A 23,869-nucleotide genomic window follows, 5' to 3' on the forward strand; every position below is an offset into this window, starting at 1 on the left:
CCTGCACCCTCAACCGCAGCGCTTAGCTGCGGTTGATGCAAACGCCCCCCTCAACCAGCATCGCCGTCCCGCTGACGAAACTGGCGGCGTCCGACGCGAGGAACAGCGCCGCGCGGGCAATTTCCTCGGGACGGGCGAGGCGCTTGAGGGCATGCAGGCTTTCGACAAAGGCGCGTTTCTCAGGGGTGTCGGTGGCTGCACGGCCCATTGGCGTGTCGGTGCCTCCAGGCAGTAGCGCGTTGGCGCGAATGCCGTGGGGGCCTTCTTCAGCGGCGATCACCTGGGTCAAGCCGATCAGCGCGGCCTTGCTCGCGGCATATGCCGCCATACCGGGAAAACCGACGTGGTGCCCGACAAAGCTGGACGTGAAAATGATCGACCCTGCGCCCCGACTGCGCAGAGCAGGCAACTGGTACTTGGCCCCGAGAAAGGCACTGGTCAAGTTGCAGTCGAGCACGGCCTGCCACTGGTCCAGGGTCAGCTCGGAGACGGACCGGGTTTCACCGGTCATTCCGGCGTTGTTGAAGGCGATATCCAAACCACCGAAACGCTCCAGCGCCAGCGCCACAAGACGCTCGGCCAGTGCCTCGCTGCGAATGTCACCGGCAACCCCGAGCGCCTCGCCACCGGTTTGCTGGATCTGTGCGACCAACGCATCCAGTGCGTCGCCCCGGCGGCCGGTCACTATCAGGCGCGCGCCCTCTTGGGCGAACAGCCGGGCGGCGGCCTGGCCGATTCCCGATGTGGCTCCCGTCACAATCGCGACTTTGTCTTGCAGTTGTTTCATGATCGACCCTCCTTTGCATGAGCGTTGAGCCAACCATAGGCCGCTGCGAGCGGCGCTGAACTCCGGATCTTGCGTTGAATATGTTTTCGAACGCGCCGTGGCAACTGCCGCCTATCCACCTGCTCGACAGCACTCAACAGGGCTTAAGGGGGCCCTTGCACTGCAGATCGCGCTTGGTGAGGAGGGCGGCCATGCGAGCAAAAAAAATCGCAGCCTGAGCTGCGATTTTTTGTTGGCGGCGCTGCTGTCTACAACTGGTAATGCTTCAGCTCGCGGGCGATCAGCAGGCGCTGGATCTCGCTGGAGCCTTCGTAGATCTGGGTGATCCGCGCATCGCGGTAGTAGCGCTCCACCGGGTAGTCCTCCAGATACCCGTAGCCGCCATGGATCTGCACCGCCGAGGAGCAGACCTGCTCGGCCATTTCCGAGGCGAACAGCTTGGCCTGGGACGCCTCCGACAGGCACGGCTGGCCGGCGCTGCGCAGGCGCGCGGCGTGGAGGATCAGCAGGCGCGCGGCATTCAGCCGGGTGTGCATGTCGGCCAGCAGGTTGGCGATGCTCTGGTGCTCGATGATCGGCTTGTCGAACTGCACCCGTTCCCGGGCGTAGGCCAGGGCCGCTTCAAAGGCGGCGCGGGCAATGCCCAGGGCCTGGGCGGCGATGCCGATGCGCCCGCCTTCGAGGTTGGACAGGGCGATGGCCAGGCCCTTGCCCCGTTCACCCAGCAGGTTGGCCTCGGGGATGGTGCATTGGTTGAGGGTCACGGCGCAGGTGTCGGAGGCGCGGATGCCCATCTTGTGTTCGGTGCGGTCGACGATGAAACCCGGGGTGTCGGTGGGCACCAGGAACGCCGAGAGGCCTTTCTTGCCCAGTTCCGGGTCGGTTACCGCAAAGACGATGGCCAGTTGGGCGCGCTTGCCGTTGCTGACGAACTGCTTGGCGCCGTTGATCACCCACTGGCCATCGCGCAGTTCGGCGCGGGTGCGCAGGTTGTGCGCCTCGGAGCCGGCCTGGGGTTCGGTCAGGCAGAAGCAGCCGATGGCTTCGCCGGCGGCCAGGCGCGGCAGCCATTGCTGTTTCTGCTCCTGGCTGCCGTAGTTGAGGATCGGCCCGCAGCCCACCGAGTTGTGGATGCTCATCAAGGCGCCGGTGGCGCCGTCGCCGGCGGAGATTTCCTCCACCGCCAGGGCGTAGGCCACGTAGTCCAGGTAGCTGCCGCCCCATTCCTCGGGGACCACCATGCCCAACAGGCCCAGCTCGCCCATCTTGCGCACCAGGGCGTCGTCGATCCAGCCGGCCTTCTCCCAGGCCTGGGCGTGGGGCGCGATCTCGCCGCGGGCAAAGTCCCGGGCCATGTCGCGGATCATCACTTGTTCTTCGCTCAGTTCGATGTCGTGCATGATTCAGCTCCCGCTGTCGTCGAAACCGCTGAAGAAACTCGCCACCCGTTCCGCCTCCAGAGCGGCCAGGGTCGGTGGATTCCAGCGGGGGGTCTTGTCTTTGTCGATGATCAGGGCGCGCACGCCCTCCATCAGGTCGCCACGTTCGAACCACTGGCGGTCCAGGTGCAGCTCCAGGGCGAAGCATTGCTCCAGGCTCAAGTGGCGACCGCGGCGCAGCATCTCCAGGGTCACGGCCATGGCCAGGGGCGAGCGGGTTTCCAGCAGGTCGGCGGTGGCCTTGGCCCACTCGTGGCTGTCGGCCACCGTGACGCTGCGCAGTTGTTCGACGATGCTCGGTACGTCCGGCAGGGCGAAGAAGTGATCGATGGCCGGGCGCAGGGCTTCCAGCGGCGCGTCGGGCAGGCTCTGCACCGCCAGCTTGGCCAGCAGGCCCTGCAGATCCTTGAGCGGCGAGTCGCTCCAGTGCAGGCGATCCAGGCGCTGGTCCAGCAGTTGCAGCTTGCTGCTGTCCAGGTACCAGTCGGCCAGGCCGCAGTACAGGGCATCGGCGGCGCGGATCTGCACGCCGCTGACGCCCAGGTAGACGCCCAGCTCGCCGGGTATCCGCGAGAGGAAGTAACTGCCGCCGACATCCGGGAAGTAACCGATGGCCACTTCCGGCATGGCCAGGCGGCTGCGTTCGGTGACCACCCGCAGGTCGGCGCCCTGCACCAGGCCCATGCCGCCGCCGAGGACAAAGCCGTCCATCAGGGCAAGCACCGGCTTGCGGTAGTGGTGGATGGTCAGGTCCAGGGCGTACTCCTCGACGAAGAACGCCTGGTGCAGGGTATCGCCGCCCTGATAGCTGTCGTACAGCGAGCGAATGTCGCCGCCGGCGCAGAAGGCCTTTTCACCGGCGCCGCGCAGGACCACCGCATGGATCAGCGGGTCCTGGGCCCAGGCATCGAGCTGGCGTTGCAAGGTACGCACCATCGACAGGGTGATGGCGTTGAGTCCGGCGGGGCGGTTGAGGGTCAGGTGACCGATGTGGTTGCGCACCTCGACCAGCACCTCGTCCGAGGTGGCATCGAGGTCCCGTGTCGTCTGGGATGAAACCTGAGCAGTCATCACTAACTCCCTGCTTTTATTGTTTTTTGTCTGAGGCTCGCGCGCGAGCGTCGGCGGATCGTAACAGTGCAAATTTGCCGATTACAACCCAGAAAGCTGCAGGTCGACTGTGCATTTTTGCATGATGAAAAATCCCCGCAGGAGCTTGCGCAACAGCTCTGGGCCAAGGTCTAGAGCCCTGACGACAGAATCGGCTGTGAAATAGCCGTTATCAGCCGATCCACGCTGTTTCGGACGCCCCTTACGACACCTGGGACGCTCTGGCTGTTGGCATTCTGGCGCTCCGTTGCAGCGTAGACCGCGGCAACCAGGAACGGGTCCGGCGCTGCACGCCGGACCTTTCCAATAACAACAAGAAACCGACTGCGGCGAACCCGCACCCACTCTCTGCCCCTGTCACAAGTGGGGTCCGACGCTCGCGCCGGACCGCTATAAATCCAAATAATCCGGGACTCTGAAGATGACAAAAAAATGGCTGGCCGTGCCGTTACTGGCAATCGCGTGCGTGTCCATGGGCGCCAGCGCCAAGGAATGGAAAGAGCTGCGCTTTGGCGTCAATCCAAGCTATCCGCCTTTTGAATCCAGCACCGCCGACGGCGGCGTACAAGGCTTTGGCGTCGACCTGGGCAACGCCATCTGCGCCGAGCTCAAGCTCAAGTGCGTGTGGATCAGCAACGACTTCGACGGCCTGATTCCGGCGCTCAAGGCCGGCAAGTTCGACGCCATCGAATCCTCGATGACGGTCACCGATGCGCGGCGCAAGCAGATCGACTTCACTGACCGCCTGTACGCCGGCCCGACCGCCATCGTCACCCGCAAGGGCTCGGGCCTTGAGCCCACCGGCGAATCCCTCAAGGGCAAGACCCTGGGCTACATGCAGGGCACCATTCAGGAAACCTACGCCAGGGCCAAGCTGGGGCCGGCCGGGGTCAAGCTGCGGGCCTACCAGAACCAGGACCAGGTCTACGCCGACCTGGTCTACGGCCGCCTGGACGCCTCGATCCAGGACAAGCTGCAAGCGCAGATGAGCTTCCTCGCATCGCCCCAGGGCGCCGACTTCGAGAACAGCGCCGGCATCAGCGACCCGCTGGTGCCGGCGGAGATCGCCATCGGTCTGCGCAAGGACCAGGACGAGCTCAAGGCCATGCTCAATGGCGCCATCAAGGCCCTGCATGAGAAGGGCATCTACGCCCAGATCCAGCGCCAGTACTTCGGCGACCTCGACCTCTACAACAACTGATCGCCCCTTGGCCGGCCCCGGGACAGGCGCGATCCGTCCCGGGTCCGGCGGTGGTGGCGACAAGGTGATTGGCGTGAATACCTCGACAACTCTCTTTGGCCTGGACCTGTCGGTCCTGCAAGGCTACGGCCCGCTGTTGCTGCACGGCACCTGGGTGACCCTGAAACTCTCGGCCCTGGCGCTGCTGGTGAGCATGGCCCTGGGCCTGCTGGGGGCGGCCGCCAAGCTCTCGCCCCTGCGCCTCTTGAACCTGCCGGCGACCTGCTACACCACCCTGATTCGCGGGGTGCCGGACCTGGTGCTGATGCTGCTGATCTTCTACAGCCTGCAGGGCTGGCTCACGGCCCTGACCGAGCTGCTGGACTGGCCCTACATGGAGATCGACCCCTTCGTCGCCGGGATCATCACCCTGGGCTTCATCTATGGCGCCTACTTCACCGAGACCTTTCGCGGGGCGATGCTCAGCGTGCCAAGGGGCCAGCAGGAAGCGGCGGCGGCCTTTGGCCTCGGTCGCTGGCAACGCTTTCGCCACGTGGTGTTCCCGCAGATGATGCGCTACGCCTTGCCCAGCCTGGGCAACAACTGGCTGGTGCTGCTCAAGGCCACGGCCCTGGTGTCGATCATCGGCCTTTCGGATCTGGTCAAGGTGGCCCAGGAAGCCGGCAAGAGCACCTTCAACATGCTCGACTTCCTGCTGCTGGCGGCGGCCCTGTACCTGCTGATCACCAGCGCCTCGAACCAGCTGCTGCGCCTGCTGGAACGGCGCTACAACCAAGGCGTGCGAGGGCTGTCGCGATGATCGAGCTGATTCAGGAATACTGGCGTCCCTTTCTGTTCAGTGACGGCGAGAGCCTGACCGGCCTGGCCATGACCCTGTGGTTGCTGGTGGCCAGCCTGGCCATGGGCTTTGTCCTGTCGCTGCCCCTGGCGATCATGCGCGCCTCCCACTGGGCCCCGCTGCGCTGGCCGGTGCAGCTGTTCACCTACGTGTTTCGTGGCACGCCTTTGTATATCCAGCTGCTGATCTGCTACAGCGGCCTGTACGGGATCGCCGCGATTCGCCAGCAAGCGTTGCTGGAAGCCTTCTTCCGCGACGCCATGAATTGCACCTTGCTGGCCTTCACCCTCAACACCTGCGCCTACACCGTGGAGATCTTCGCCGGGGCCATCCGCAGCATTCCCTACGGCGAGATCGAGGCGGCCCACGCCTATGGCCTCAGGGGCTGGCGCCTGTACCGGCGGCTGATCCTGCCTTCGGCGCTGCGCCGGGCACTGCCGTACTACAGCAACGAAGTGATCCTGATGCTGCACGCCACCTCGGTGGCCTTCACCGCCACCATTCCGGACATCCTCAAGGTGGCCCGGGACGCCAATGCCGCGACCTTCCTGACCTTCCAGGCGTTCGGCATCGCCGGCCTGTTGTACCTGGGGCTGTCCTTCGGCCTGGTGGCTGTCTTCCGCCTGGCGGAGCGGCGCTGGCTGAGCTTTCTCGGCCCGGCTCACTGACGCTCCTTTCCTCTTTTTCCTATCCAGAACCTTGCTGCCCGCGGCGGGGCTCCAGGAGTCCGCGATGTACAAATTGACCGTTGAAAATCTCTACAAGCGTTTTGGTGACAACGAAGTGCTCAAGGGCGTCTCGTTGAAAGCCCGGGCCGGTGACGTGGTGAGCATGATCGGCGCCAGTGGCTCGGGCAAGAGCACCATGCTGCGCTGCATCAACTTCCTGGAGCGGGCCGATGCCGGGGCGATTGCCCTGGACGGCGAGGCGATTGTCACCCGCGATGCCCCAGGCGGCATGCAGGTGGCCAGCCCGGCCCAATTGCAGCGCCTGCGCACGCGCCTGGCCATGGTGTTCCAGCACTTCAACCTGTGGAGCCACCTGAGCGTGCTGGAGAACATCATGCTCGCGCCCTGTCAGGTGCTGGGCATTGGCCGCAAGGAGGCCGAAGCCAGCGCCCGGGCCTACCTGGACAAGGTCGGCCTGCCACAGCGCGTCGCCGAGCAGTACCCGGCGTTCCTCTCCGGTGGCCAGCAGCAGCGGGTGGCGATTGCCCGGGCCCTGGCGGTGGAACCGCAGGTTCTGCTGTTCGACGAACCGACTTCGGCCCTGGACCCGGAGCTGGTGGGGGAGGTGCTCAAGGTGATCCAGGCGCTGGCGGAGGAGGGGCGGACCATGCTCATGGTCACCCACGAAATGGGCTTTGCTCGGCAGGTGTCGAGTCAGGTGATGTTCTTGCATCAAGGGCGGGTCGAGGAGCAGGGTAGCGCGAGCATCCTCGATCAGCCGCAGAGTGAACGTTTACAGCAGTTTCTATCCGGCCGTTTGAAGTAAAGGAAGGCATCCATGGCGGACATCCGCGACTTGTCGATCGTGCTTGATCGAATCGACCAGGCGATCATCGAGGTTCTGCGCCACGAAGGGCGCATCACCTACCAGAAACTCTCCGAGCGCGTGCACCTGACGCCCAGGCCGTGCCTGGAACGGGTGCGCAAGCTGGAGCAGCTCGGGGTCATCCGTGGCTACGGAGCGATCCTCGATGAAAAGAAACTCACCCCGGGCTTGTCGCTGCTGGTGCTGGTGGCGCTGTCCAACCAGAGCGGGCGCGCGGCGCAGAAAGCCTTCGAAGCCAAGGTCCGCGCCTGTCCCCAGGTCCTGGAGTGCCGGCTGATCAGCGGCGCCTTCGACTACAGCCTGCGCATGCGCTGCCGCGACATGGAGCACTACCGGGTGCTGACCGAAGTCTGGTTCGACGACCCGGACCTGCACATCGACAAACTGGTCAGCCACCCCGAGCTGGCCATGGTCAAGACCGGCATGGAATAACCCCCGTACCGCCCTGCGTAGGAGCCGGCTTGCCGGCGAACAGGCCCGCAAGACGGAGCGGGCAGCAGGTCGATGGGTTGCGGGGCGCGAAATCGGCTGGGGCCGCCTGCGCTTTCAGCCATTTCCGGCTGCGCAAAGCCGTCGATCAGCCGGGTTTTGCCCCGGCAAAAAATCACAATGAGGCCCTCTGAAACCTCTTTGATTGCGTGCCCCATGCAGACCACCCACAGCCTTTTGATGATTCGTCCCACGCGCTTTTCCTTCAACCAGGACACCGCCGGTAACAACAGCTTCCAGCGTCCGCCCGGCATCGCCGAAGACGTGCAGGCCAAGGCCCTGGAGGAATTCGATGGCTACGTCGCGGCCTTGCGCGAGCAGGGGGTCAGGGTGCTGGTCCACGAGGACGGCGCCGCGCCCCACACCCCGGATTCGATCTTTCCCAACAACTGCTGGAGCAGCCACGCCGACGGCACGCTGGTGCTGTACCCGATGCAGGGCCGCAACCGCCGCCTGGAACGCTTCAAGGGCGTGCTGGCCCACCTGCACGAGCAATATGAGGTGGCCCGCACCCTCGACCTGACGCCGCTGGAGCACAAGGACATGTTCCTCGAAGGCACCGGCAGCATGGTCCTGGATCGCCAGCAGCGGATCTGCTACGCCGGCTATTCGAGCCGTACCCATCACCAGGCCCTGGTGCAGTGGGGCGAGCAGTTGGGCTATGAGCTCTGTGCTTTCCACGCCCGGGACCGCCAGGGCGTGCCGATCTATCACACCAACGTGATGATGAGCGTCGGCAGCCAGTTGGCCCTGGCCTGCCTGCTGGCCCTGGACGATGGCGGCGAGCGCGCGGCCTTGCGCCAGCGCCTGGAAAGCAGCGGCAAACAGCTGCTGCCCTTGACCTGGGCCCAGCTCGAATCCTTCGCCGGCAATATGCTCGAAGTGCAGAACAGCGCCGGCGAGCCGCTGCTGGTGATGTCCCGCAGTGCCTGGCGCTCCCTGGACGCCGAGCAACGCCGCTTGATCGAGCGCCATGTGCAGCCCCTGCCGGTGAACATCGACACCATCGAACGCATCGGCGGCGGCAGCGCCCGCTGCATGCTGGCGGAAATCTACCTGCCCGAACGTCAACCTCGACTGGAGCTCTCGCAATGATCGTCCGTCCCGCCACCCAAGCCGACTTGCCGGCGCTGCTGGCCCTGGCCCACAGCGCCGGTGCCGGCCTGACCACCTTGCCGGCCGACGCCGGGCGCTTGCGCTCGCGCCTGCAATGGGCCGAGCGGACCTTCGCCGGGCAGGCCTCCCGGGCCGACGCCGACTACCTGTTCGTGCTGGAAAGCGCGCAGGGCGAGGCGGTGGGCATCTGTGCCCTGGCCGGCGCCGTGGGCCTGCGCGAGCCCTGGTACAACTACCGCCTGGGGCTGTTTGTCGCCGCCTCCAAGACCCTGGGCATCAACCAGCAACTGCCGACCCTGTTCCTCGGCAACGACATGACCGGCCAGTCGGAGCTGTGCTCGCTGTTCCTGCATGCCGATCACCGCCAGGGCCTCAATGGCCGGCTGCTGTCCAAGGCGCGTTTCCTGTTCCTGGCCGAGTTTCGCGAGCATTTCGGCGACAAGGTGATCGCCGAGATGCGCGGCTATTCCGACGAGCACGGCGTGTCGCCGTTCTGGGAGGGGCTGGGGCGGCACTTCTTCAAGATGGATTTCGCCGAGGCCGACTATCTCACCGGCCTTGGCAACAAGACCTTCATCGCCGAGCTGATGCCCAAGTTCCCGCTGCCCACCTGCCTGCTGCCGGCAGCGGCCCGCGCGGTGATCGGCCGCGTGCACCCCAATACCGAACCGGCCCTGGGCATGCTCAAGGCCGAAGGGTTCGCCTTCAAGGACTACATCGACATCTTCGATGGCGGGCCCTTGATCGAATGCGCCACCGGCGAGATCCGCGCGGTACGCGACAGCCAGGTGCTGCAGCTGAGCATCGGCACGCCGGGGGAACAGGCCGAGCCCTACCTGATTCACAACCGCCAGTTCGCCGACTGCCGGATCAGCGCGGCGCCGGCGCGGGTGGCGGCCGGCACCCTGATTGTCAGCGCCGAGAGCGCCAAGGCTCTGGGGCTTGCGTCCGGGGCCTCAGTGCGGGCGGTGAGCCTGGCGCTGCCGGTGCGGCAAATGTCCGCGGCCTAGCAGCGCGGGATAGCGAGCGCCGCTACAATGGCGCTCGAATTTTTTGCCGGCGAGGCACCATGGACATCGATCTGGCGCGCACCTTCCTGGAAATCGTCCGTAGCGGCAGCCTGATCGCCGCGGCCGAGCGCCTGCACCTGACCCAGACCGCCATCAGCGCCCGGGTGCAGAACCTGGAAGGCCAGCTCAACTGCAAGCTGCTGGTGCGCAACCGCGCCGGCGCCCGGCCCACCGCCGACGGCGAGGCCTTCATCGCTTACGCCAACCAGCTGGTGCAGACCTGGGAGGCGGCCCAGCGCGACCTGCCGCTGCTCGACGGCTACCGCAACGTGTTGCACATCGGCGGCGAGCCGAGCCTGTGCAACCCGCTGATGCTCAGTTGGGTGCAGCGCCTGCGCCAGGCGTTGCCCAACCATGCCCTGCGCACCCAGATCGGCGAAGGCGCCAGCTTGCAGCGGCAACTGGAGCTGGGGGTGCTGGATGCGGCGCTGGTGTTCCAGCCGCTGTATTCCCCGGGCTTGCAGGTGGAGCAATTGCTGGAGGAAAAACTGATCCAGGTGCGCCTGGCGGGGCGGCCGGAGCCCTATGTCTACATCGATTGGGGCGAGGATTTCCGGCGCCAGCATGACGCCGCCTTGCCGGAGCAGGCCAGGGCCGCAGTGGGCTTCAACCTCGGGCCATTGGCCCTGCAGTTCATCCTCGACGCCGGCGGCAGCGGCTATTTTCGCACCCGGGTGGTGCAGAGCTACCTGGACAGCGGCGTGCTGGAACGGGTGGAAAAGGCCCCGGAATTCAACTTTCCCACCTACCTGCTGTATGCCCGGGAGCGCGACTCGGCAGAGCTGCAGCAGGCTTTTGCGGTATTGCGCGAGCTGATCGAACAAGACCACGACTGGTCCCAGCGCTGGTCACCGATGATCTGAACTCCGGCGCCCCTTGCGGGCGAATGGGCCCGCCAATCAGGCAACGCTCCTGAGGACGCCTTCGCTGGCAAGCCAGCTCCTACGAAGGGGGATGGGCGGCTGGGGCGTCACGGACGTGAGGACAGGACCTGGCCGATGCTGCGGCGGCGGGCGTGGACTTGGCTGGCGTGGATCAGCTGTTCGAGGTCTTCGGGGGTGACGTCGAAAAATTCCTCCATCTCGGCCAGGGCCTGCTTCAGGTCGTCGGCGGTGATCGCCAGGCTGTCGCTCGGGGTGGGCGATGGCAGGATCGCCGGGGCATCGCCGGGCCCCTTGGGGTAACGGATCCGCGTCAGGTTGTTGTAGACCAGGGCGCTGCCCAGGAGACTGGCGGCCGCCAGCATCACCGGGCCCAGCTCCCGCCAGTCCAGCGCCACGCTGGCCGGATCGGCCAGCACCAGGGTCAGGGCCAGGGCGCCGGCCGGCGGATGCAGGCAACGCAACCAGCACATCAGCACCAGGGCCATGCCCGCCGCCAGGCAGGCGCTGCCCAGGCTGCGCCCCAGCACATGGGCCACCAGCAAGGCCACGACCGCGGCGCACAGGTAACCGCCCAGGATCGACCAGGGCTGGGCCAGGGCTCCGGAAGACACGGCAAACAGCAGCACCGCCGAGGCCCCCAGCGGACCGATCAGGTGCAGCGCCACCGGCATGCCGAACACCTGGGCGCAGAGCCAGACGCTGAACAGGGTGCCCAGGGCCATGCCGATGGCGGCGCGGCTCCATTCCAGGGGGCGGGTATTGATGGCGGCGGGTTTCCAGCGGGCAAGCATCGGCTACGGGGTCCATGGCTAAACGACGGGCAAAAAGAAGGGCTTGTCTGGATCACCAGAAAGCCCTTGAACGTTCCAACATTTGGGGGAGGAACGGGCACAGTGTGCCGAGCCTTCATGCAGCTGACAAATTCATAATAATGCTGGTTTAGTGCATTTATTTTGCTGTTAAGCGCCGGTAGGAGCCGCCAGGGTTCTACAAGGTCAGGCGCATGGCGCAGCGGCGGGCGGCGGGCAGGCCGTGTTGGGTTTCATCGGCCAGGACCTGACGCAGGCGCGGGCTCAGTTGGGCCGGCTGCAGGGTGACAAAGCCCTGGCGCTGGTAGAAAGGTTCGTTCCAGGGCAGTTCGCGGAAGGTGCTCAGGGTCAGGGCCGTGAGCTGCTGCTCCAGGGCGAACTCGCGTGCCGCCTGCAACAGGCGCTTGCCAATGCCTTGGCCCTGGTGGCCAGTGGCAACCGAGATTTCCCACACATGCAGCTCGCGGTCGCAGATTTGCGCGTTGAGAAAGGCGCAGCGGGTGCCGTCGGCGGTCAGCGCCACCCACACCGGGTGCCGGCGGATGTTGTCGCGCTGGCTCTGGGCATCGGCGACTTCGGCGTCGGCCAGCCAGGCCAGTTGCGGATCGCTGCGAAAGAGTTCGGCAGCCGAGGTTTCAATGGCGGAGAGGAAGGTGGCGTCGGCCACCCGCGCCCGGCGGATCTGAATGGTCATGGGCGCGAGTGTAAGGAGCCAACAGGGGGCTGCGCAACGCTTTCAGGGCTGCGCGGCGGCGCTCTTGGGCAGGTGCAGCAAGACGAAGTCGTTCTTGTCGAAACGCCCGCTCAGCACCGGAGTCAGCCCGGCCAGGGGCGTGCCCTGCAGGCTGGCCAGGTCGCCCTGATCAAGGATCACCCAGGCCGGGCCGGGGATCAGGGCCAGGGCGTCCGGGGTTTCGCTGAACTGCGGCTGCAGGTCACGGTCCAGGTTGACCATGAACTTGATCGCCTTGGCGTCCTTGCCCATGCGGTGCAGGATCACCGGTGCCGGGTCGGCCTCGATCAGTTGCATGGCGCCGTGGCTGAAGGTGCGCGTGTCATAGAGACGGTGCTCGACCGGCTCGAAGACCCCGATGTAGCAGGCCCAGACCGCCAGCACCGCGCTGTAGGCCAGGCCCACGGCGCGCCACTGGCGCTTGAACAAGAGCCCCAGGGACAGCAGCTGCAGCAGCCCAAGGATCAGCAGCATCGGCGTCAGCGAATCGAGCTGCTCGGGGAATTTGCGCCGCAGCACCAGCAAGCCGACGATCAGCAGCCCGGGCAGCAGCAGCCAGATGCCCTGGATCAGCACCCGCAGCCAGCCCATGACGCGCCCGCGAACGGCGTGGAACGGATAGGCCGCGATGATCGCCGCCATGGGCAGCATCGGCAGCAGGTAGCGGGCCTTTTTCGCCTGGGGAATCGACAGGCCGATCATCACGATCAGCCCGGCGGCGGTGCACAGGCGCAGCAGTTTCAGCGCCGGGCCCTGGTCCGCGGGGCGACTGAGCAGCACCGCGACCCAGGCGAGGATCGCCAGGGGATAGGCCAGGGCGTAGTTGCCCAGGGAACTGGTGAAGTAATAGAAGACGTCGCTGGAGCCTTCGCTGCCGTCCATGCGTCCCATGAATTGCATGCGGATCACATCGTCGACGAAGGCCTGGCCACCGCTGAGCTTGGCCAGCCACAGCAGCAGGCCGACGCAGGCCACCAACAGCAACAGCGCGCTGAAACCGACGCTGAACAAGCGGCGCCATTGACCGCCCAGCAGGTAATAGCTGCACAGCATGCCGGTGGGGATCACCAGGCCGATGGGCCCGCGAATGGCAAAGCCCAGCACCAGCAGCAGGAAGATCCAGCCCAGGTGCCGGCGGGCGCCGAAGTGGTCATGGGCATAGCCCAGGTAGAACACCGCCAGGGACACCGCGGCGAGCATCTGGTCCAGGGACACGGCGCGGGTTTCGCTGATGAAGGTGTTGCTGAGCAACAACAGGGCGACGCTGAGCAGGGCCCAGGTCCGGGAATAGGGCGCCAACAGGCGATAGATCAGACTGACGATCACGGCCGAGGCGATGGCCGTGGGCAGCCAGGCGGTAAAACTGCTGACCTGCCCGGAAGGCAGTGAGAACAGCCAGACCAGCAAAGTCGATGCGCTGGAATAGTCGGCATAGGGCTGGCCATAGGTGGTGGGGAAGAACCCCGGCCCATGGCGCAGCATTTCCTTGGCAAACAGCACGAAGCGCGAATCGAAGCCAATGGCCGAATCGTGGCCGGTGCCGGTGCAGAACAGCAGCAAGGCCAGCAGCCCCAGCCCCAACGATTGCCAGAAAAGTGTGTTCGAAGGGGAGCTGGAGTGCGGGTTCATTCAAGCCTCGGTGGACCACTGCTGGTGAGGAATCGGCAGGTTGCGCGATTCACCGCGGCCGATCGGGAAGTAGGTGAAGCCATTGCGCGCCAGGCGCTCGGCGTCGTACAGGTTGCGACCGTCGAAGATCACCGGCGCCTTGAGGCGCTGTTGGATCAGGTCGAAATCCGGTGCCTTGAACTGCTGCCATTCGGTGCAGATGATCAGCGCGTCGGCGCCGGTGAGCACCGATTCCGGCGTGCCCATGAGCATCAGGCGCGATTCGTCCGGGTACAGACGCTGGGTTTCCTGCATGGCTTCCGGGTCGTAGGCGCGCACCTCGGCGCCGGCGGCGAACAGCGCATCGAGCAGCACTCGGCTCGGGGCGTCGCGCATGTCGTCGGTGTTGGGCTTGAACGCCAGGCCCCACAAGGCAAAGGTCTTGCCCTTCAGGTCGCCCTTGTAGAACGCCTTGATGCGCTCGAACAGCTTGTGCTTCTGGCGTTCGTTGATGGCTTCCACCGCTTGCAAAAGGTCGCTGGAGCAATGGGCTTCCTGGGCACTGTGGATCAGCGCGCGCATGTCCTTGGGGAAGCACGAACCGCCGTAGCCGCAGCCCGGGTAGATGAAGTGGTAGCCGATGCGGGTATCGGCGCCGATCCCCAGGCGCACCGATTCGATGTCGGCGCCCAGGTGCTCGGCCAGCTCGGCGATCTGGTTGATGAAGCTGATCTTGGTCGCCAGCATGCAGTTGGCGGCGTACTTGGTCAGCTCGGCGCTGCGCAGGTCCATGAACATGATGCGATCATGGTTGCGGTTGAACGGCGCATACAGGTCGCGCATCACGTCGCGCACTTCTTCGCGCTCGCAACCGATGATGATCCGGTCCGGACGGCGGCAGTCGGTTACCGCCGAGCCTTCCTTGAGGAATTCCGGGTTGGAGACGATATCGAATTGCAGCGGGCGGCCATTCAGGACCTTTTCGATGTGCGCTTTCAAGGTGTCGCCGGTGCCCACCGGCACGGTGGATTTTTCCACCAGGATCACCGGTTGCTCACGGTGGCGTGCCACCGCATCGCCCACCGACAGCACGTAGCGCAGGTCCGCCGAGCCGTCTTCGCTGGACGGCGTGCCCACGGCGATGAACAGCACCTGGCCGTGTTGCACCGCGAGTTTTTCGTCGCTGGTGAAGTGCAGGCGCTTGGCTTCGAGGTTTTCCTTGACCAGGCTGGCCAGCCCGGGCTCGAAGATGCTCACGTGTCCTTGTTGCAGCTGCTTGACCTTTTGCTCGTCGATGTCCATGCAGATGACATCGTGGCCGACTTCAGCCAATACGGCGGCTTGTACGAGGCCGACGTAACCACTTCCAAATACACTGATTTTCATGGGGTATTCCTGGGACTTGTCGCGGGTGCAGATCGAGAGTTGATGGTGATGACCCCAAGGATGACCAAGGCCACCCCGAGGCTTTTGGAAAGCGTGAACGGTTCGTTGAACAGCGGCAGGCTGGCGGCCAGCAGGTAGACCAGGGCGTAGCTGATGCTGAGCAGCGAATAGGCCCGGCCCAGGGGCAGGTCGCGCAGCGCCAAAAGCCAGCAGAGCATCGACAGCGCGTAGGCGCCGATGGCCGCGATCACCAGTGCCAGGGCGGCCAGGTCGATGCTGCCGGCGCTCAGGGCCGACAGCCACTGATCCGGGGCGGGCAGGCGGGTCATGCTCCAGCGCATGCCCAGCTGGGCGCCGCTGACCAGGGCCACGCTGCCCAGGGCGAAGGCAAAGCCCTTGACCCGGCTCATGCGTGGCGACTCAACAGCAGCACGCCGCCGATCACCAGGGCCACGCCGAGCCAGTGGCGGCGGTCGATGGCCTCATGAAAGACGAAACGGGCGATCAGGGTGATGAACACGAAATTCAGGCTGAGCATGGGGTAGGCCACGCCGACCTCCATGCGTTGCAGCACCAGGAGCCACACCAGCAGGCCCAGGCCGAGGCTGAACAGGGCCAACCACAGCCAGCCGGAACGCAGTTTTTGCAGGGCGCTGGAAGGCTGGTCGCGCCAGTTTTCCACGGCGAACTTCTGTGCCACCTGGCCCAGGCAGGTCAGCCCGCAGGCGAGCAATAGCAACAACAGGCTCATGGCTGGCTCTGGGGAATGATGAAGATCACGATATTGCCTTGCTCGTAGCGCTTGGCATCCTTGGGCAGCAGCTCGACTTCATGCACCTCGTCGCTGCTCTTGACCCGCATCACCACGCCGATCGAGCCTTGCTTGCGGGCCTGCTCGATCCACGGCTGGACCTGGTTCAGGTCGACCTTGCGCGCGGCAGTGTCCTCGTAGCCCAGGCCGTATTTCACTTCGCCTTCGGTGTTGTACAGGGTCACGTCGGGGCGACGCAGGCGCCAGGCCAGCGCCGAGGCCGCGCCCAGGTCGTTGCTCAGCAGGGCCTTGGCCTGACCCAGTTCGGCCACGTGATCGATGATGAACTGGTCGGGAATCTTGTTGTAGACCACCGAATTGGGCAGCGCCGCCGGGGCCAGCGCCACCAGCAGGAAGCTGCCCAGGGCCGGCGCCGCCCACAGGGTCAGCGGCCGCATGGCTTGCAGCAGGTTGCTGAGGATCCAGCCCAGCAGCAGGACATAGACCAGCACCAGGTGCTGCGGCTCGTCCACGTACACCGGCTTCTTCATCTGGAAATACACCAGGGCCAGCAGCCCCAGCAGGCCAGCCACCAAGTTGAGCACGCCGTTGAAGGCCAGCAGCCGGGTCTTGCCGGCGGCCAGGCGCTCCACCAGGGTGTGGCCCATCAGCAAGGCCAGGGGCAGCAGGCACGGCAGGATATAGGCCGGCAGCTTGCCCTTGCTCAGGCTGAAGAACGCCAGGGGCAGCACCAGCCACAGCAGCAGGAAGCCGCTGCTGTTCAGGCGTCGCTGTTCCCAGGCCTGTTTAAGGCTGGCCGGCAGCAGCAGCACCCAAGGCACCGAGAAGCCCACCAGCAACGGCAGGTAATACCACCAGGGCGAGGCATGCTGGGCGTCTTCACCGGCAAAGCGCCGGATGTGCTCGTGCCAGAAGAAGAAGCGCCAGTAGTCCGGTTCCTGGGCATGCACCATCAGAGCCCAGGGCAGGCTGATGAGAATCGCCACCAGCACACCGAGGCCGCCATAGATCAGCAGCGAGCGCAGGCGCTTCTGCCAGATAGCGTAGGGCAGGGCCACCAGCACCGGCAGCAGCCAGGCGAGAAAGCCCTTGGTCATGAAACCCATGCCGCAGGCCAGGCCCAGGACTACCCAGGCGATGAGCTGCCCGCGCACGCTGCGGCAATCGAAGGTGAACCACAGCGCCACCAGGCTCAGGTTGACCCAGAAGGTGAACTGCGGATCGAGGTTGGCGTAGCCGGCCTGCAGCGCGACCACGGTAAAGCTCATGTAGAGCAGGGCGCTGGCCAGGCTCTTGCGCGGATCGTTCCACAGCCGGCGGGCCAGCAGATAGGCCAGGACCACGCTCAGGCCGGTGCTCAGGGCCGAGGCCACGCGCACGCCGAACAGGTTGTCGCCAAACAGCGCCTGGCCGATGGCGATCATCCAGTAGCCGGCCACCGGTTTTTCGAAATAGCGGATGCCCATGAAATGCGGCGACGCCCATTTGCCGCTCAGGAGCATTTCCTGGCTGATCTGCGCGTAGCGGGTTTCATCGGGAATCCACAGGCCGTGGGTGGCCATGGGCAACAGGTAGAACAGACCGAAAGCGATCAACAGCAGCGGCAGGGCCCAACGTCTGATCATGCGCTTTGCACTCCCAGCCAGCCTTCGCGGCCTTCCAGCGCGCCACGCACCACCTGGCCTGCGGGCAGGCTGGAAAGGTCCGCGGGGAGCATGTCGCCCAGGGGCTGGAAGTGGATGTCGCGCTGCTTGGCATCGGCCAGCAGCTGGCGGAAATCGTTGGCCATGAGAATCCCTTCTACTTCGGCATGCACGGTGTAGACATTGAGCTTGTCCGGGCTGAACCGGTCGAGGATGTAGTGGTTGAAATCCTTGGCGGCCACCACCGGCCCGACCACTTCGTCGAAGGTCGGCAGGTCCACCGGAATCTGCGGGGCGCCCAGGCTGCCGTCCGCCAGGCGTGGCTGGAACAGGCTCTGGCCGCGGCAATCGCTGTTGTAGCGAAAGCCGAATTGTTGCTTGGCTTCGATGACGCGTTCGTCGGCGCGCCAACCGGCGGACGCCGAGCAGCTCACCGCTTGCCCGAGAATATCGTTGAGGCTGTCGACGCCACGGCGGATCTGTTCGACCAGCTGTGCCTGACTCCAGCGCCCGGTGTTGGCCTGCCAGCCGTGGTGATCCCAGGCGTGCAGGCCGACTTCGTGGCCGGCGGCCAGGGTCTGGCGCATCAAGTGCCCAAGGTCCCGGCCAATGGGTTTACCCGGCCAAGCCGTGCCGGCCAGGAGAATGTCCCAGCCGTACAGGCCCGCGGCATTGGACCGCAGCATTTTCCAGAGGAACTGCGGACGGATCAGGCGCCACAGGTGGCGCCCCATGTTGTCCGGCCCGACGCTGAAGAAGAAGGTGGCCTTGACCCCGGCTTCGTCCAGCGATTCGAGCAGCCGTGGCACCCCCTCCCGGGTGCCGCGGTAGGTATCGACATCAATGCGCAGACCTGCCTGCATCAGCGAGCTTCTTCTTTCGAGCGGTCGGCGATTTCCAGCATGGCTTCACGCAGGAAGAAGTCCAGGGTGTTGCCGATGGTTTCGCTCATCTCCACGGTCGGCTCCCAATTCAGCAGACGCTTGGCGTTTTCGATGCTCGGCTTGCGGTGTTCCACGTCCTGGTAGCCAGCGCCGTAGAAGGCCTTGCTTTCAACGTCGCGGAAACCGGCGAACGGCGGGAAGTTGCTACGCAGCGGGTGAGCTTCGAACTGACGCAGCAGTTCTTCGCCCAGCTGACGGATGCTGGCTTCGTTGTCCGGGTTGCCGATGTTGATGATCTGGCCGTTGCAGCAGTCGTTTTCGTTGTCGACGATGCGCGCCAGTGCTTCGATGCCGTCGGCGATGTCAGTGAAGCAGCGCTTCTGCTCGCCACCGTCGAACAGACGGATCGGCGTGCCTTCCACCAGGTTGAGGATCAGCTGGGTGATGGCGCGGGAGCTGCCGATACGGGCCGAATCCAGACGGTCCAGGCGCGGGCCCATCCAGTTGAACGGACGGAACAGGGTGAAGTTCAGGCCCTTGGCGCCGTAGGCCCAGATCACCCGGTCCAGCAGCTGCTTGGACACCGAGTAGATCCAGCGTTGCTTGTTGATCGGGCCGACGATCAGGTTGGAGCTGTCTTCGTCGAAGTTCTTGTCCTGGCACATGCCATAGACTTCCGAAGTCGACGGGAAGATCACGCGCTTGTTGTACTTGACGCAGTAGCGAACCAGTTTCAGGTTCTCTTCGAAGTCCAGTTCGAACACGCGCAGCGGGTTGCGGGTGTATTCGATCGGGGTGGCGATGGCCACCAGCGGCAGGACCACGTCGCACTTCTTGATGTGATATTCGATCCACTCGGAGTGGATGCTGATATCGCCTTCGACGAAGTGGAAGTTCGGATGGCTGCGCAGGCGCTCGATGGCGTCGGAGCCGATGTCCAGGCCGTAGACGTCGTACTTGTCGTCACGCAGCAGGCGCTCGGACAGGTGGTTACCGATAAAGCCGTTGACGCCGAGGATCAGCACGCGGGTGCGACGTGGCTTGCGGCCAGACTCGGCGCCGCGCAGCAGGGAACCGTCCACCAGGCCCAGTTCGGCAGCCAGTTGCGGGCCACCCAGGTACAGGCCATTGGCGTTGCGCTGGCCGGAGGTGATCACCAGCGAGTCTTCGCCACAGGCGATGCGCAGCGGGTCGACGCTGATGACCCGGCCTGGGGCCTGGCCTTCATTGCCCTTGGCGACTTCGGCGCTCCAGACGATCAGCTTGTGCTCGCCCACGGCGCAGAAGGCGCCCGGATAAGGCTGAGTCACTGCGCGGACCAGGTTGAACAGCTCTTCGGCGGGGCGCTTCCACTCGATCTTGCCGTCAGCGGCGGTACGACGGCCGTAGTAGCTGGCCTTGGATTCGTCCTGGGCGGTTTCGGTGAACTTGCCCTGGGCCAGTGCCGGCAGGGTGTCGCGCAGCAGGCTGGCGGCGGCGTCACGCAGTTTGTGGTGCAGGGTCAGGGCGGTGTCGCTGCGCTCGATGGCCACGCGTTCCTGGGCAATGATGGCGCCGGCATCGGCGCGCTTGACCATGCGGTGCAGGGTCACGCCGGTTTCGGTTTCGCCCTTGACCAGCACCCAGTTGGCCGGTGCGCGACCACGGTAGCGCGGCAGCAGGGAACCGTGCAGGTTGAACGCGCCCTTGCTGGCGGTGGCCAAAAGCGGCTCGCTCAGCATGTTGCGGTAATAGAAGGAGAACAGGTAGTCGGGGTTGAGCTTGGCGATGCGCTCGATCCACAGCGGGTGGTTGGCATCTTCCGGGGCGTGCACGGCAATGCCTTTGCGGGCGCAGAGCTGGGCCACGGAGCCGTAGAAGGTGTTTTCCTTGGGATCGTCGGCGTGGGTGAACACGGCGGCGATCTCGTAACCTGCGTTGAGCAGGGCTTCGATGCCAGCACAGCCAATATCGTGGTAGGCGAAGACAACAGCTTTATTGCTCATGGCGAAACCTGATCTGTATGAGTGGAAGTTAAACCGTCGACAGTCACAACCGGGGCCGGGGCCGCGGGCTGGCTGCGCAAGACTTTTTCGATGAAGAAGCGCGGGCGGGCCCGCACGTCGCTGTACATGCGTCCCAGGTATTCACCCAAAAGACCCATGCCGATGAACTGGCCACCGGTGAACACGAACAGCACCGCGAACAGCACGAAGGTGCCGTCGCCGGCCCAGGTAGCGCCGAAGATCAGGCGCAGGACAATCAGCATCAGGGCGAACAGCGCGCCGACCCCGGCCATGGCGAAACCGATGATGCTCAGCAGCCGCAGCGGGGTGGTGGTCATGCAGGTGATCAAGTCGAACATCAGGTTGATCAGGCGCATCGGGCTGTACTTGGAGTCGCCGTGCTCGCGCTCGGCGTGCTCCACCAGCACCTCGGTGGTGTGCCGGGCGAAGCTGTTGGCCAGGATCGGGATAAAGGTGCTGCGCTCGGTGCAGGCCAGCATCGCGTCGATGATGGTCCGGCGGTAGGCCCGCAGCATGCAGCCGTAGTCGCTCATGGCCACACCGGTGGAACGCTGCACGGCGAGGTTGATCAGCTTCGACGGCCAGCGGCGGAAGGCCGAATCCTGGCGGTTGTTGCGCACGGTGCCGACCACGTCGTAGCCCAGCTCGGCTTGGGCCACCAGGCGCGGGATTTCTTCCGGCGGGTTCTGCAGGTCGGCGTCGAGGGTGATCACCACATCGCCACGGCATTGCTCGAAGCCGGCCATGATCGCCGCGTGCTGGCCGTAGTTGCGGTTGAGGATCACCGCCACCACCGGGCTGCCTTCGCGTTCGGCGGCTTCTTGCAGGATGTTCGCCGACTGGTCGCGGCTGCCGTCGTCCACCAGGACGATTTCAAACTCGTGCTTGAGTTGGCGGCAGGCCGCTTCGGTGCGACGCAGCAGCTCAGGCAGGCTCTGTTCTTCGTTGTAGACCGGAATCACGATCGACACGAACTGGATTGGGTAAGGTTTCAAAGGCTTCAGTCCAGGAGGTTTTCAATGGCACCGGCAACCCGTTCGACATCGTCGAGGGTCATGTCCGGAAACAGTGGAATCGAGCATAGCCGCGCCGAGTTCCATTCGGTATGGGGCAGGTGCACTTCGGGGAAGCGCTGTCGGTAATAGGTATGCAGGTGAGTCGCGATGAAATGGATGCCGGTGCCGATGTTCTGCTCCTGCAAGCCCTTCATGAAGGCGTCGCGGTCCAGGCCGCAGCGTTCGGCGTCGATGCGCAGGATGAACAGGTGCCAGGCGTGCTGTTGCGGGTACTGGGGCAGGTGCAGGGGTTGCACCGGCAGGCCTTGGAGGCGCTCCAGGTAAGCCTTGGCCAGCACTTCGCGCTTGGCGTTGATCTCGTCCAGGCGCTGCAGTTGCACCAGGGCGATGGCGGCGTTCATGTCCGCCAGGTTGTACTTGAAGCCGGGCTCGATGACCTGGGCCTGGGGCTTGCGCCCGTGGGTCAGGCGGTCGTAGGCGTCGACACCCAGGCCATGGAACTTGAGCATGCGCACCCGGTCGGCCAGGGCCTGGTCGTCGCTGACGAACATCGCGCCCTCGGCGCAGGTCATGTTCTTGATCGCGTGGAAGGAGAAGATCGCCGTGCCCCGGGCGCCGATGGCGCGTCCACGGTAGGTGGTGCCGGCGGCGTGGGCGGCGTCTTCGATCACCGGGATACCGTGCTTGTCGGCCAGGGCATACAGCGGATCCAGGTCGAAGGCGGCGCCGGCGTAATGCACCGGAATGATCGCCTTGGTCCGTGGGGTGATGGCCGCTTCAATGGTCGCCGCGTCGCTCATCAGGGTGTCGGGATCGACATCGACGAACACCGGGGTCGCCCCCAGCAGGCAGATCATGTTGGCGGTGGAAACCCAGGTCTGGGACGGGGTGATCACCTCGTCGCCAGGACCGATGCCCAGGGCCAGCAGGGTGATGTGCATGGCGCCGGTGGCCGAGGACAGGGCCACGGCATGACGAGCGCCGACGCGTTCGGCGAACTGTTGTTCCAGTTCCTGGTTTTTCGGGCCGGTGGTGATCCAGCCGGAGCGCAGAACCTGCTCCACTGCAGCTATCTCTTCGTCGCCAATACTCGGACGCGAGAAGGGAAGGAAAGCCTGGTTCATGGTTACCTCGGGTTTAGCTAATGCCGGAAATACGGGGTCTTGCGAGTGAACGGACGGTTCATGGAAAGCGGGGGAGGTCATGCGGTCATTAAGGCACATCCAGTCATTGAGCCAGCGGGGCATTCCATGCAGCACATGAGTAAAGACTATGTTTGTGAAAAGTAAATACGGATCAAGGTGTTATCTTTGCAACCTGAGAAAAAACTGCACTCGGAGGGCGAGCCGTCGGGGGCTGAGATTAAGCGGAAAAATGTGAAACGAATATGAAAAATAAGGTAAAAGTCCGTTTTTCTGCGAGCCAGACAGCCAGCGTTCAGTTTTTTTGCCAGCCTGTGGATCAACTGAGTGCGGGCCATTGTTTTAGCCGGTTTTCGGCGGATGTTGAAGAGGGCGACCAGAGACTTTTTTTTCCAGGTCCTGGGTGCTACCCGGTGCAACCGGCTGCTTGGGGGCAATCCTGATGCCGTCCGTCCCTGGCCCGCGCGGCGCCAACCCCCTCAGCCTGTACCTGACGCGCCTGGCCCCCTCCAGCCAAACCACCCTGCGCTACGTGCTGCAGGACGCCGCCGACCGCCTGGGTTATGAAGACCTCAACCTGGAGGACATTCCCTGGCACCAGTTGCAGCCCGAGCATGTCACGGCCCTGGTGGCGACCCTGCGCCGCGACGGTTATGCACCCAGCACCTCCTCGTTGTATGTCAATGCCCTGCGCGGGGTGCTGAACGAGGCCTGGCGCGCCAGCCTGATCAGCCAGGACCACCTGCTGAAGATGCGCTCGGTCAAGGCCATGGGCGGCACGCGCCTGTCCCGCGGGCGCAACCTCAGGCGCGGGCTGATCCAGGAGCTGATGGCCGTGTGTGCCGCGGACCCGCGCCCCCAGGGCGTGCGCGACGCGGCGATCATTGCCGTGCTCTACGGCTCGGGCATGCGCAAATCCGAATCGGTGAACCTGGACCTGGCCCAGGTGGACTTCGCCCAGCGCAGCCTGCAGGTGCTGGCCAAGGGCAACAAACAGCTGATCAAGTACGCCCCGGCCTGGGCCTTCGACAAGCTCCAGGCCTGGCTGGACCTGCGTCGCGCCGACTTGCCGGCGGGCCTTGAGGACGACCCTTTCCTGTTCAACCGGATCCGTCGCGGCGGGCATATCACCCGCGAGCGCATCACCAAGCACGCCATCTACTACATCGCCCGGCAGCGCGGCGCCCAGGTCGGCGTGCGGATCATGCCCCACGATTTCCGCCGCTCATTCATCACCCGGGTGATCGAGGAACACGACCTGTCGATTGCCCAGAAACTGGCGCACCACACCAATATCCAGACCACCGCCAGCTATGACATGCGCGACGACAATGAACGGCGCCGGGCCATCGATCGCTTCGACCTGTGAGCCGCCCCCGGTC

At 64.9% G+C, this 23,869-nt stretch carries 23 protein-coding genes; 9 read left to right on the plus strand and 14 right to left on the minus strand.

Annotated elements, in window-relative coordinates; translation table 11 throughout:
• Positions 1-22: 22 nt before the first annotated feature.
• The 3 genes from GGI48_RS30120 to GGI48_RS30130 form a co-directional block, all read right to left on the minus strand.
• Positions 23-787, minus strand: a complete 765-nt coding sequence (locus tag GGI48_RS30120; RefSeq protein ID WP_179601622.1) for an SDR family oxidoreductase — start codon at positions 785-787, stop codon at positions 23-25.
• A 248-nt stretch (positions 788-1,035) separates the two neighbouring features.
• Positions 1,036-2,187, minus strand: coding sequence for an acyl-CoA dehydrogenase family protein (locus tag GGI48_RS30125; RefSeq protein ID WP_016964231.1), 1,152 nt, complete (start codon positions 2,185-2,187; stop codon positions 1,036-1,038).
• A 3-nt stretch (positions 2,188-2,190) separates the two neighbouring features.
• Complete coding sequence (locus GGI48_RS30130) at positions 2,191-3,297, minus strand: enoyl-CoA hydratase/isomerase family protein (protein ID WP_179601623.1); 1,107 nt, start codon at positions 3,295-3,297, stop codon at positions 2,191-2,193.
• Positions 3,298-3,757: 460 nt separating this feature from the next.
• Here GGI48_RS30130 and GGI48_RS30135 point away from each other — a divergent pair, with 460 nt between their 5' ends.
• From GGI48_RS30135 to GGI48_RS30170, 8 genes are all read left to right on the plus strand, one after another.
• Positions 3,758-4,537 carry a transporter substrate-binding domain-containing protein gene (locus GGI48_RS30135; protein ID WP_179601626.1) on the plus strand — a complete coding sequence of 260 codons (780 nt, stop codon included), beginning with the start codon at positions 3,758-3,760 and terminating at the stop codon, positions 4,535-4,537.
• Between the two features lie 73 nt (positions 4,538-4,610).
• The gene (locus GGI48_RS30140) at positions 4,611-5,336 is read left to right on the plus strand and encodes an ABC transporter permease (RefSeq protein WP_047304580.1); all 726 of its coding nucleotides are present in this window, start codon (positions 4,611-4,613) and stop codon (positions 5,334-5,336) included.
• A complete protein-coding gene (locus GGI48_RS30145; RefSeq protein WP_047304474.1) occupies positions 5,333-6,043 on the plus strand; it encodes an ABC transporter permease in 711 nt (236 codons plus the stop codon). Before GGI48_RS30140 ends, GGI48_RS30145 begins: the two co-directional genes overlap by 4 nt.
• A 64-nt stretch (positions 6,044-6,107) precedes the next feature.
• On the plus strand, positions 6,108-6,869 hold the full coding sequence (locus GGI48_RS30150) for an ABC transporter ATP-binding protein (protein WP_179601628.1): 762 nt from the start codon (positions 6,108-6,110) through the stop codon (positions 6,867-6,869).
• Between the two features lie 12 nt (positions 6,870-6,881).
• On the plus strand, positions 6,882-7,361 hold the full coding sequence (locus GGI48_RS30155; protein WP_011061344.1) for an Lrp/AsnC family transcriptional regulator: 480 nt from the start codon (positions 6,882-6,884) through the stop codon (positions 7,359-7,361).
• Positions 7,362-7,574: 213 nt separating this feature from the next.
• Positions 7,575-8,513 (plus strand): citrulline utilization hydrolase CtlX, encoded by a 939-nt coding sequence (gene ctlX / locus GGI48_RS30160; RefSeq protein ID WP_179601629.1) that lies wholly within the window; start codon positions 7,575-7,577, stop codon positions 8,511-8,513.
• Positions 8,510-9,544, plus strand: coding sequence for an arginine N-succinyltransferase (gene astA, locus GGI48_RS30165; RefSeq protein ID WP_179601631.1), 1,035 nt, complete (start codon positions 8,510-8,512; stop codon positions 9,542-9,544). Before ctlX ends, astA begins: the two co-directional genes overlap by 4 nt.
• A 59-nt stretch (positions 9,545-9,603) precedes the next feature.
• Positions 9,604-10,467 carry a LysR family transcriptional regulator gene (locus GGI48_RS30170; protein ID WP_179601633.1) on the plus strand — a complete coding sequence of 288 codons (864 nt, stop codon included), beginning with the start codon at positions 9,604-9,606 and terminating at the stop codon, positions 10,465-10,467.
• A gap of 107 nt (positions 10,468-10,574) precedes the next feature.
• Here GGI48_RS30170 and GGI48_RS30175 read toward each other — a convergent pair whose 3' ends face one another.
• From GGI48_RS30175 to arnB, 11 genes are all read right to left on the minus strand, one after another.
• On the minus strand, positions 10,575-11,279 hold the full coding sequence (locus tag GGI48_RS30175) for an HPP family protein (protein ID WP_103741368.1): 705 nt from the start codon (positions 11,277-11,279) through the stop codon (positions 10,575-10,577).
• Positions 11,280-11,475: 196 nt separating this feature from the next.
• Positions 11,476-11,991, minus strand: coding sequence for a GNAT family N-acetyltransferase (locus tag GGI48_RS30180; protein WP_179601635.1), 516 nt, complete (start codon positions 11,989-11,991; stop codon positions 11,476-11,478).
• A 42-nt stretch (positions 11,992-12,033) separates the two neighbouring features.
• On the minus strand, positions 12,034-13,659 hold the full coding sequence (locus GGI48_RS30185; protein ID WP_179601637.1) for a glycosyltransferase family 39 protein: 1,626 nt from the start codon (positions 13,657-13,659) through the stop codon (positions 12,034-12,036).
• Positions 13,660-15,024 (minus strand): UDP-glucose dehydrogenase family protein, encoded by a 1,365-nt coding sequence (locus tag GGI48_RS30190; RefSeq protein ID WP_047304460.1) that lies wholly within the window; start codon positions 15,022-15,024, stop codon positions 13,660-13,662. It abuts the gene before it with no gap.
• The gene (gene arnF, locus GGI48_RS30195) at positions 15,021-15,434 is read right to left on the minus strand and encodes a 4-amino-4-deoxy-L-arabinose-phosphoundecaprenol flippase subunit ArnF (protein WP_016964217.1); all 414 of its coding nucleotides are present in this window, start codon (positions 15,432-15,434) and stop codon (positions 15,021-15,023) included. The genes GGI48_RS30190 and arnF overlap by 4 nt, the downstream gene beginning before the upstream one ends.
• The gene (gene arnE / locus GGI48_RS30200) at positions 15,431-15,775 is read right to left on the minus strand and encodes a 4-amino-4-deoxy-L-arabinose-phosphoundecaprenol flippase subunit ArnE (RefSeq protein WP_179601639.1); all 345 of its coding nucleotides are present in this window, start codon (positions 15,773-15,775) and stop codon (positions 15,431-15,433) included. Before arnE ends, arnF begins: the two co-directional genes overlap by 4 nt.
• On the minus strand, positions 15,772-17,421 hold the full coding sequence (arnT, locus tag GGI48_RS30205) for a lipid IV(A) 4-amino-4-deoxy-L-arabinosyltransferase (protein ID WP_016964215.1): 1,650 nt from the start codon (positions 17,419-17,421) through the stop codon (positions 15,772-15,774). Before arnT ends, arnE begins: the two co-directional genes overlap by 4 nt.
• On the minus strand, positions 17,418-18,302 hold the full coding sequence (arnD, locus tag GGI48_RS30210) for a 4-deoxy-4-formamido-L-arabinose-phosphoundecaprenol deformylase (RefSeq protein ID WP_179601641.1): 885 nt from the start codon (positions 18,300-18,302) through the stop codon (positions 17,418-17,420). The genes arnT and arnD overlap by 4 nt, the downstream gene beginning before the upstream one ends.
• The gene (arnA, locus tag GGI48_RS30215; RefSeq protein WP_016964213.1) at positions 18,302-20,308 is read right to left on the minus strand and encodes a bifunctional UDP-4-amino-4-deoxy-L-arabinose formyltransferase/UDP-glucuronic acid oxidase ArnA; all 2,007 of its coding nucleotides are present in this window, start codon (positions 20,306-20,308) and stop codon (positions 18,302-18,304) included. The genes arnD and arnA overlap by 1 nt, the downstream gene beginning before the upstream one ends.
• Positions 20,305-21,324: an undecaprenyl-phosphate 4-deoxy-4-formamido-L-arabinose transferase gene (gene arnC / locus GGI48_RS30220; protein WP_047304458.1), complete on the minus strand. Its 1,020-nt coding sequence runs from the start codon at positions 21,322-21,324 to the stop codon at positions 20,305-20,307. The genes arnA and arnC overlap by 4 nt, the downstream gene beginning before the upstream one ends.
• A gap of 5 nt (positions 21,325-21,329) precedes the next feature.
• A complete protein-coding gene (arnB, locus tag GGI48_RS30225; RefSeq protein ID WP_016964248.1) occupies positions 21,330-22,469 on the minus strand; it encodes a UDP-4-amino-4-deoxy-L-arabinose aminotransferase in 1,140 nt (379 codons plus the stop codon).
• Between the two features lie 460 nt (positions 22,470-22,929).
• Between arnB and xerC the strand changes: the two genes are divergently transcribed.
• Entirely contained in the window at positions 22,930-23,856 is a 927-nt protein-coding gene (gene xerC / locus GGI48_RS30230) for a tyrosine recombinase XerC (RefSeq protein WP_179601643.1), read from the plus strand.
• Positions 23,857-23,869 lie beyond the last annotated feature (13 nt).

It is taken from the genome of Pseudomonas protegens (genome assembly GCF_013407925.2).
Taxonomy (GTDB): Bacteria; Pseudomonadota; Gammaproteobacteria; order Pseudomonadales; family Pseudomonadaceae; genus Aquipseudomonas; species Aquipseudomonas fluorescens_AP.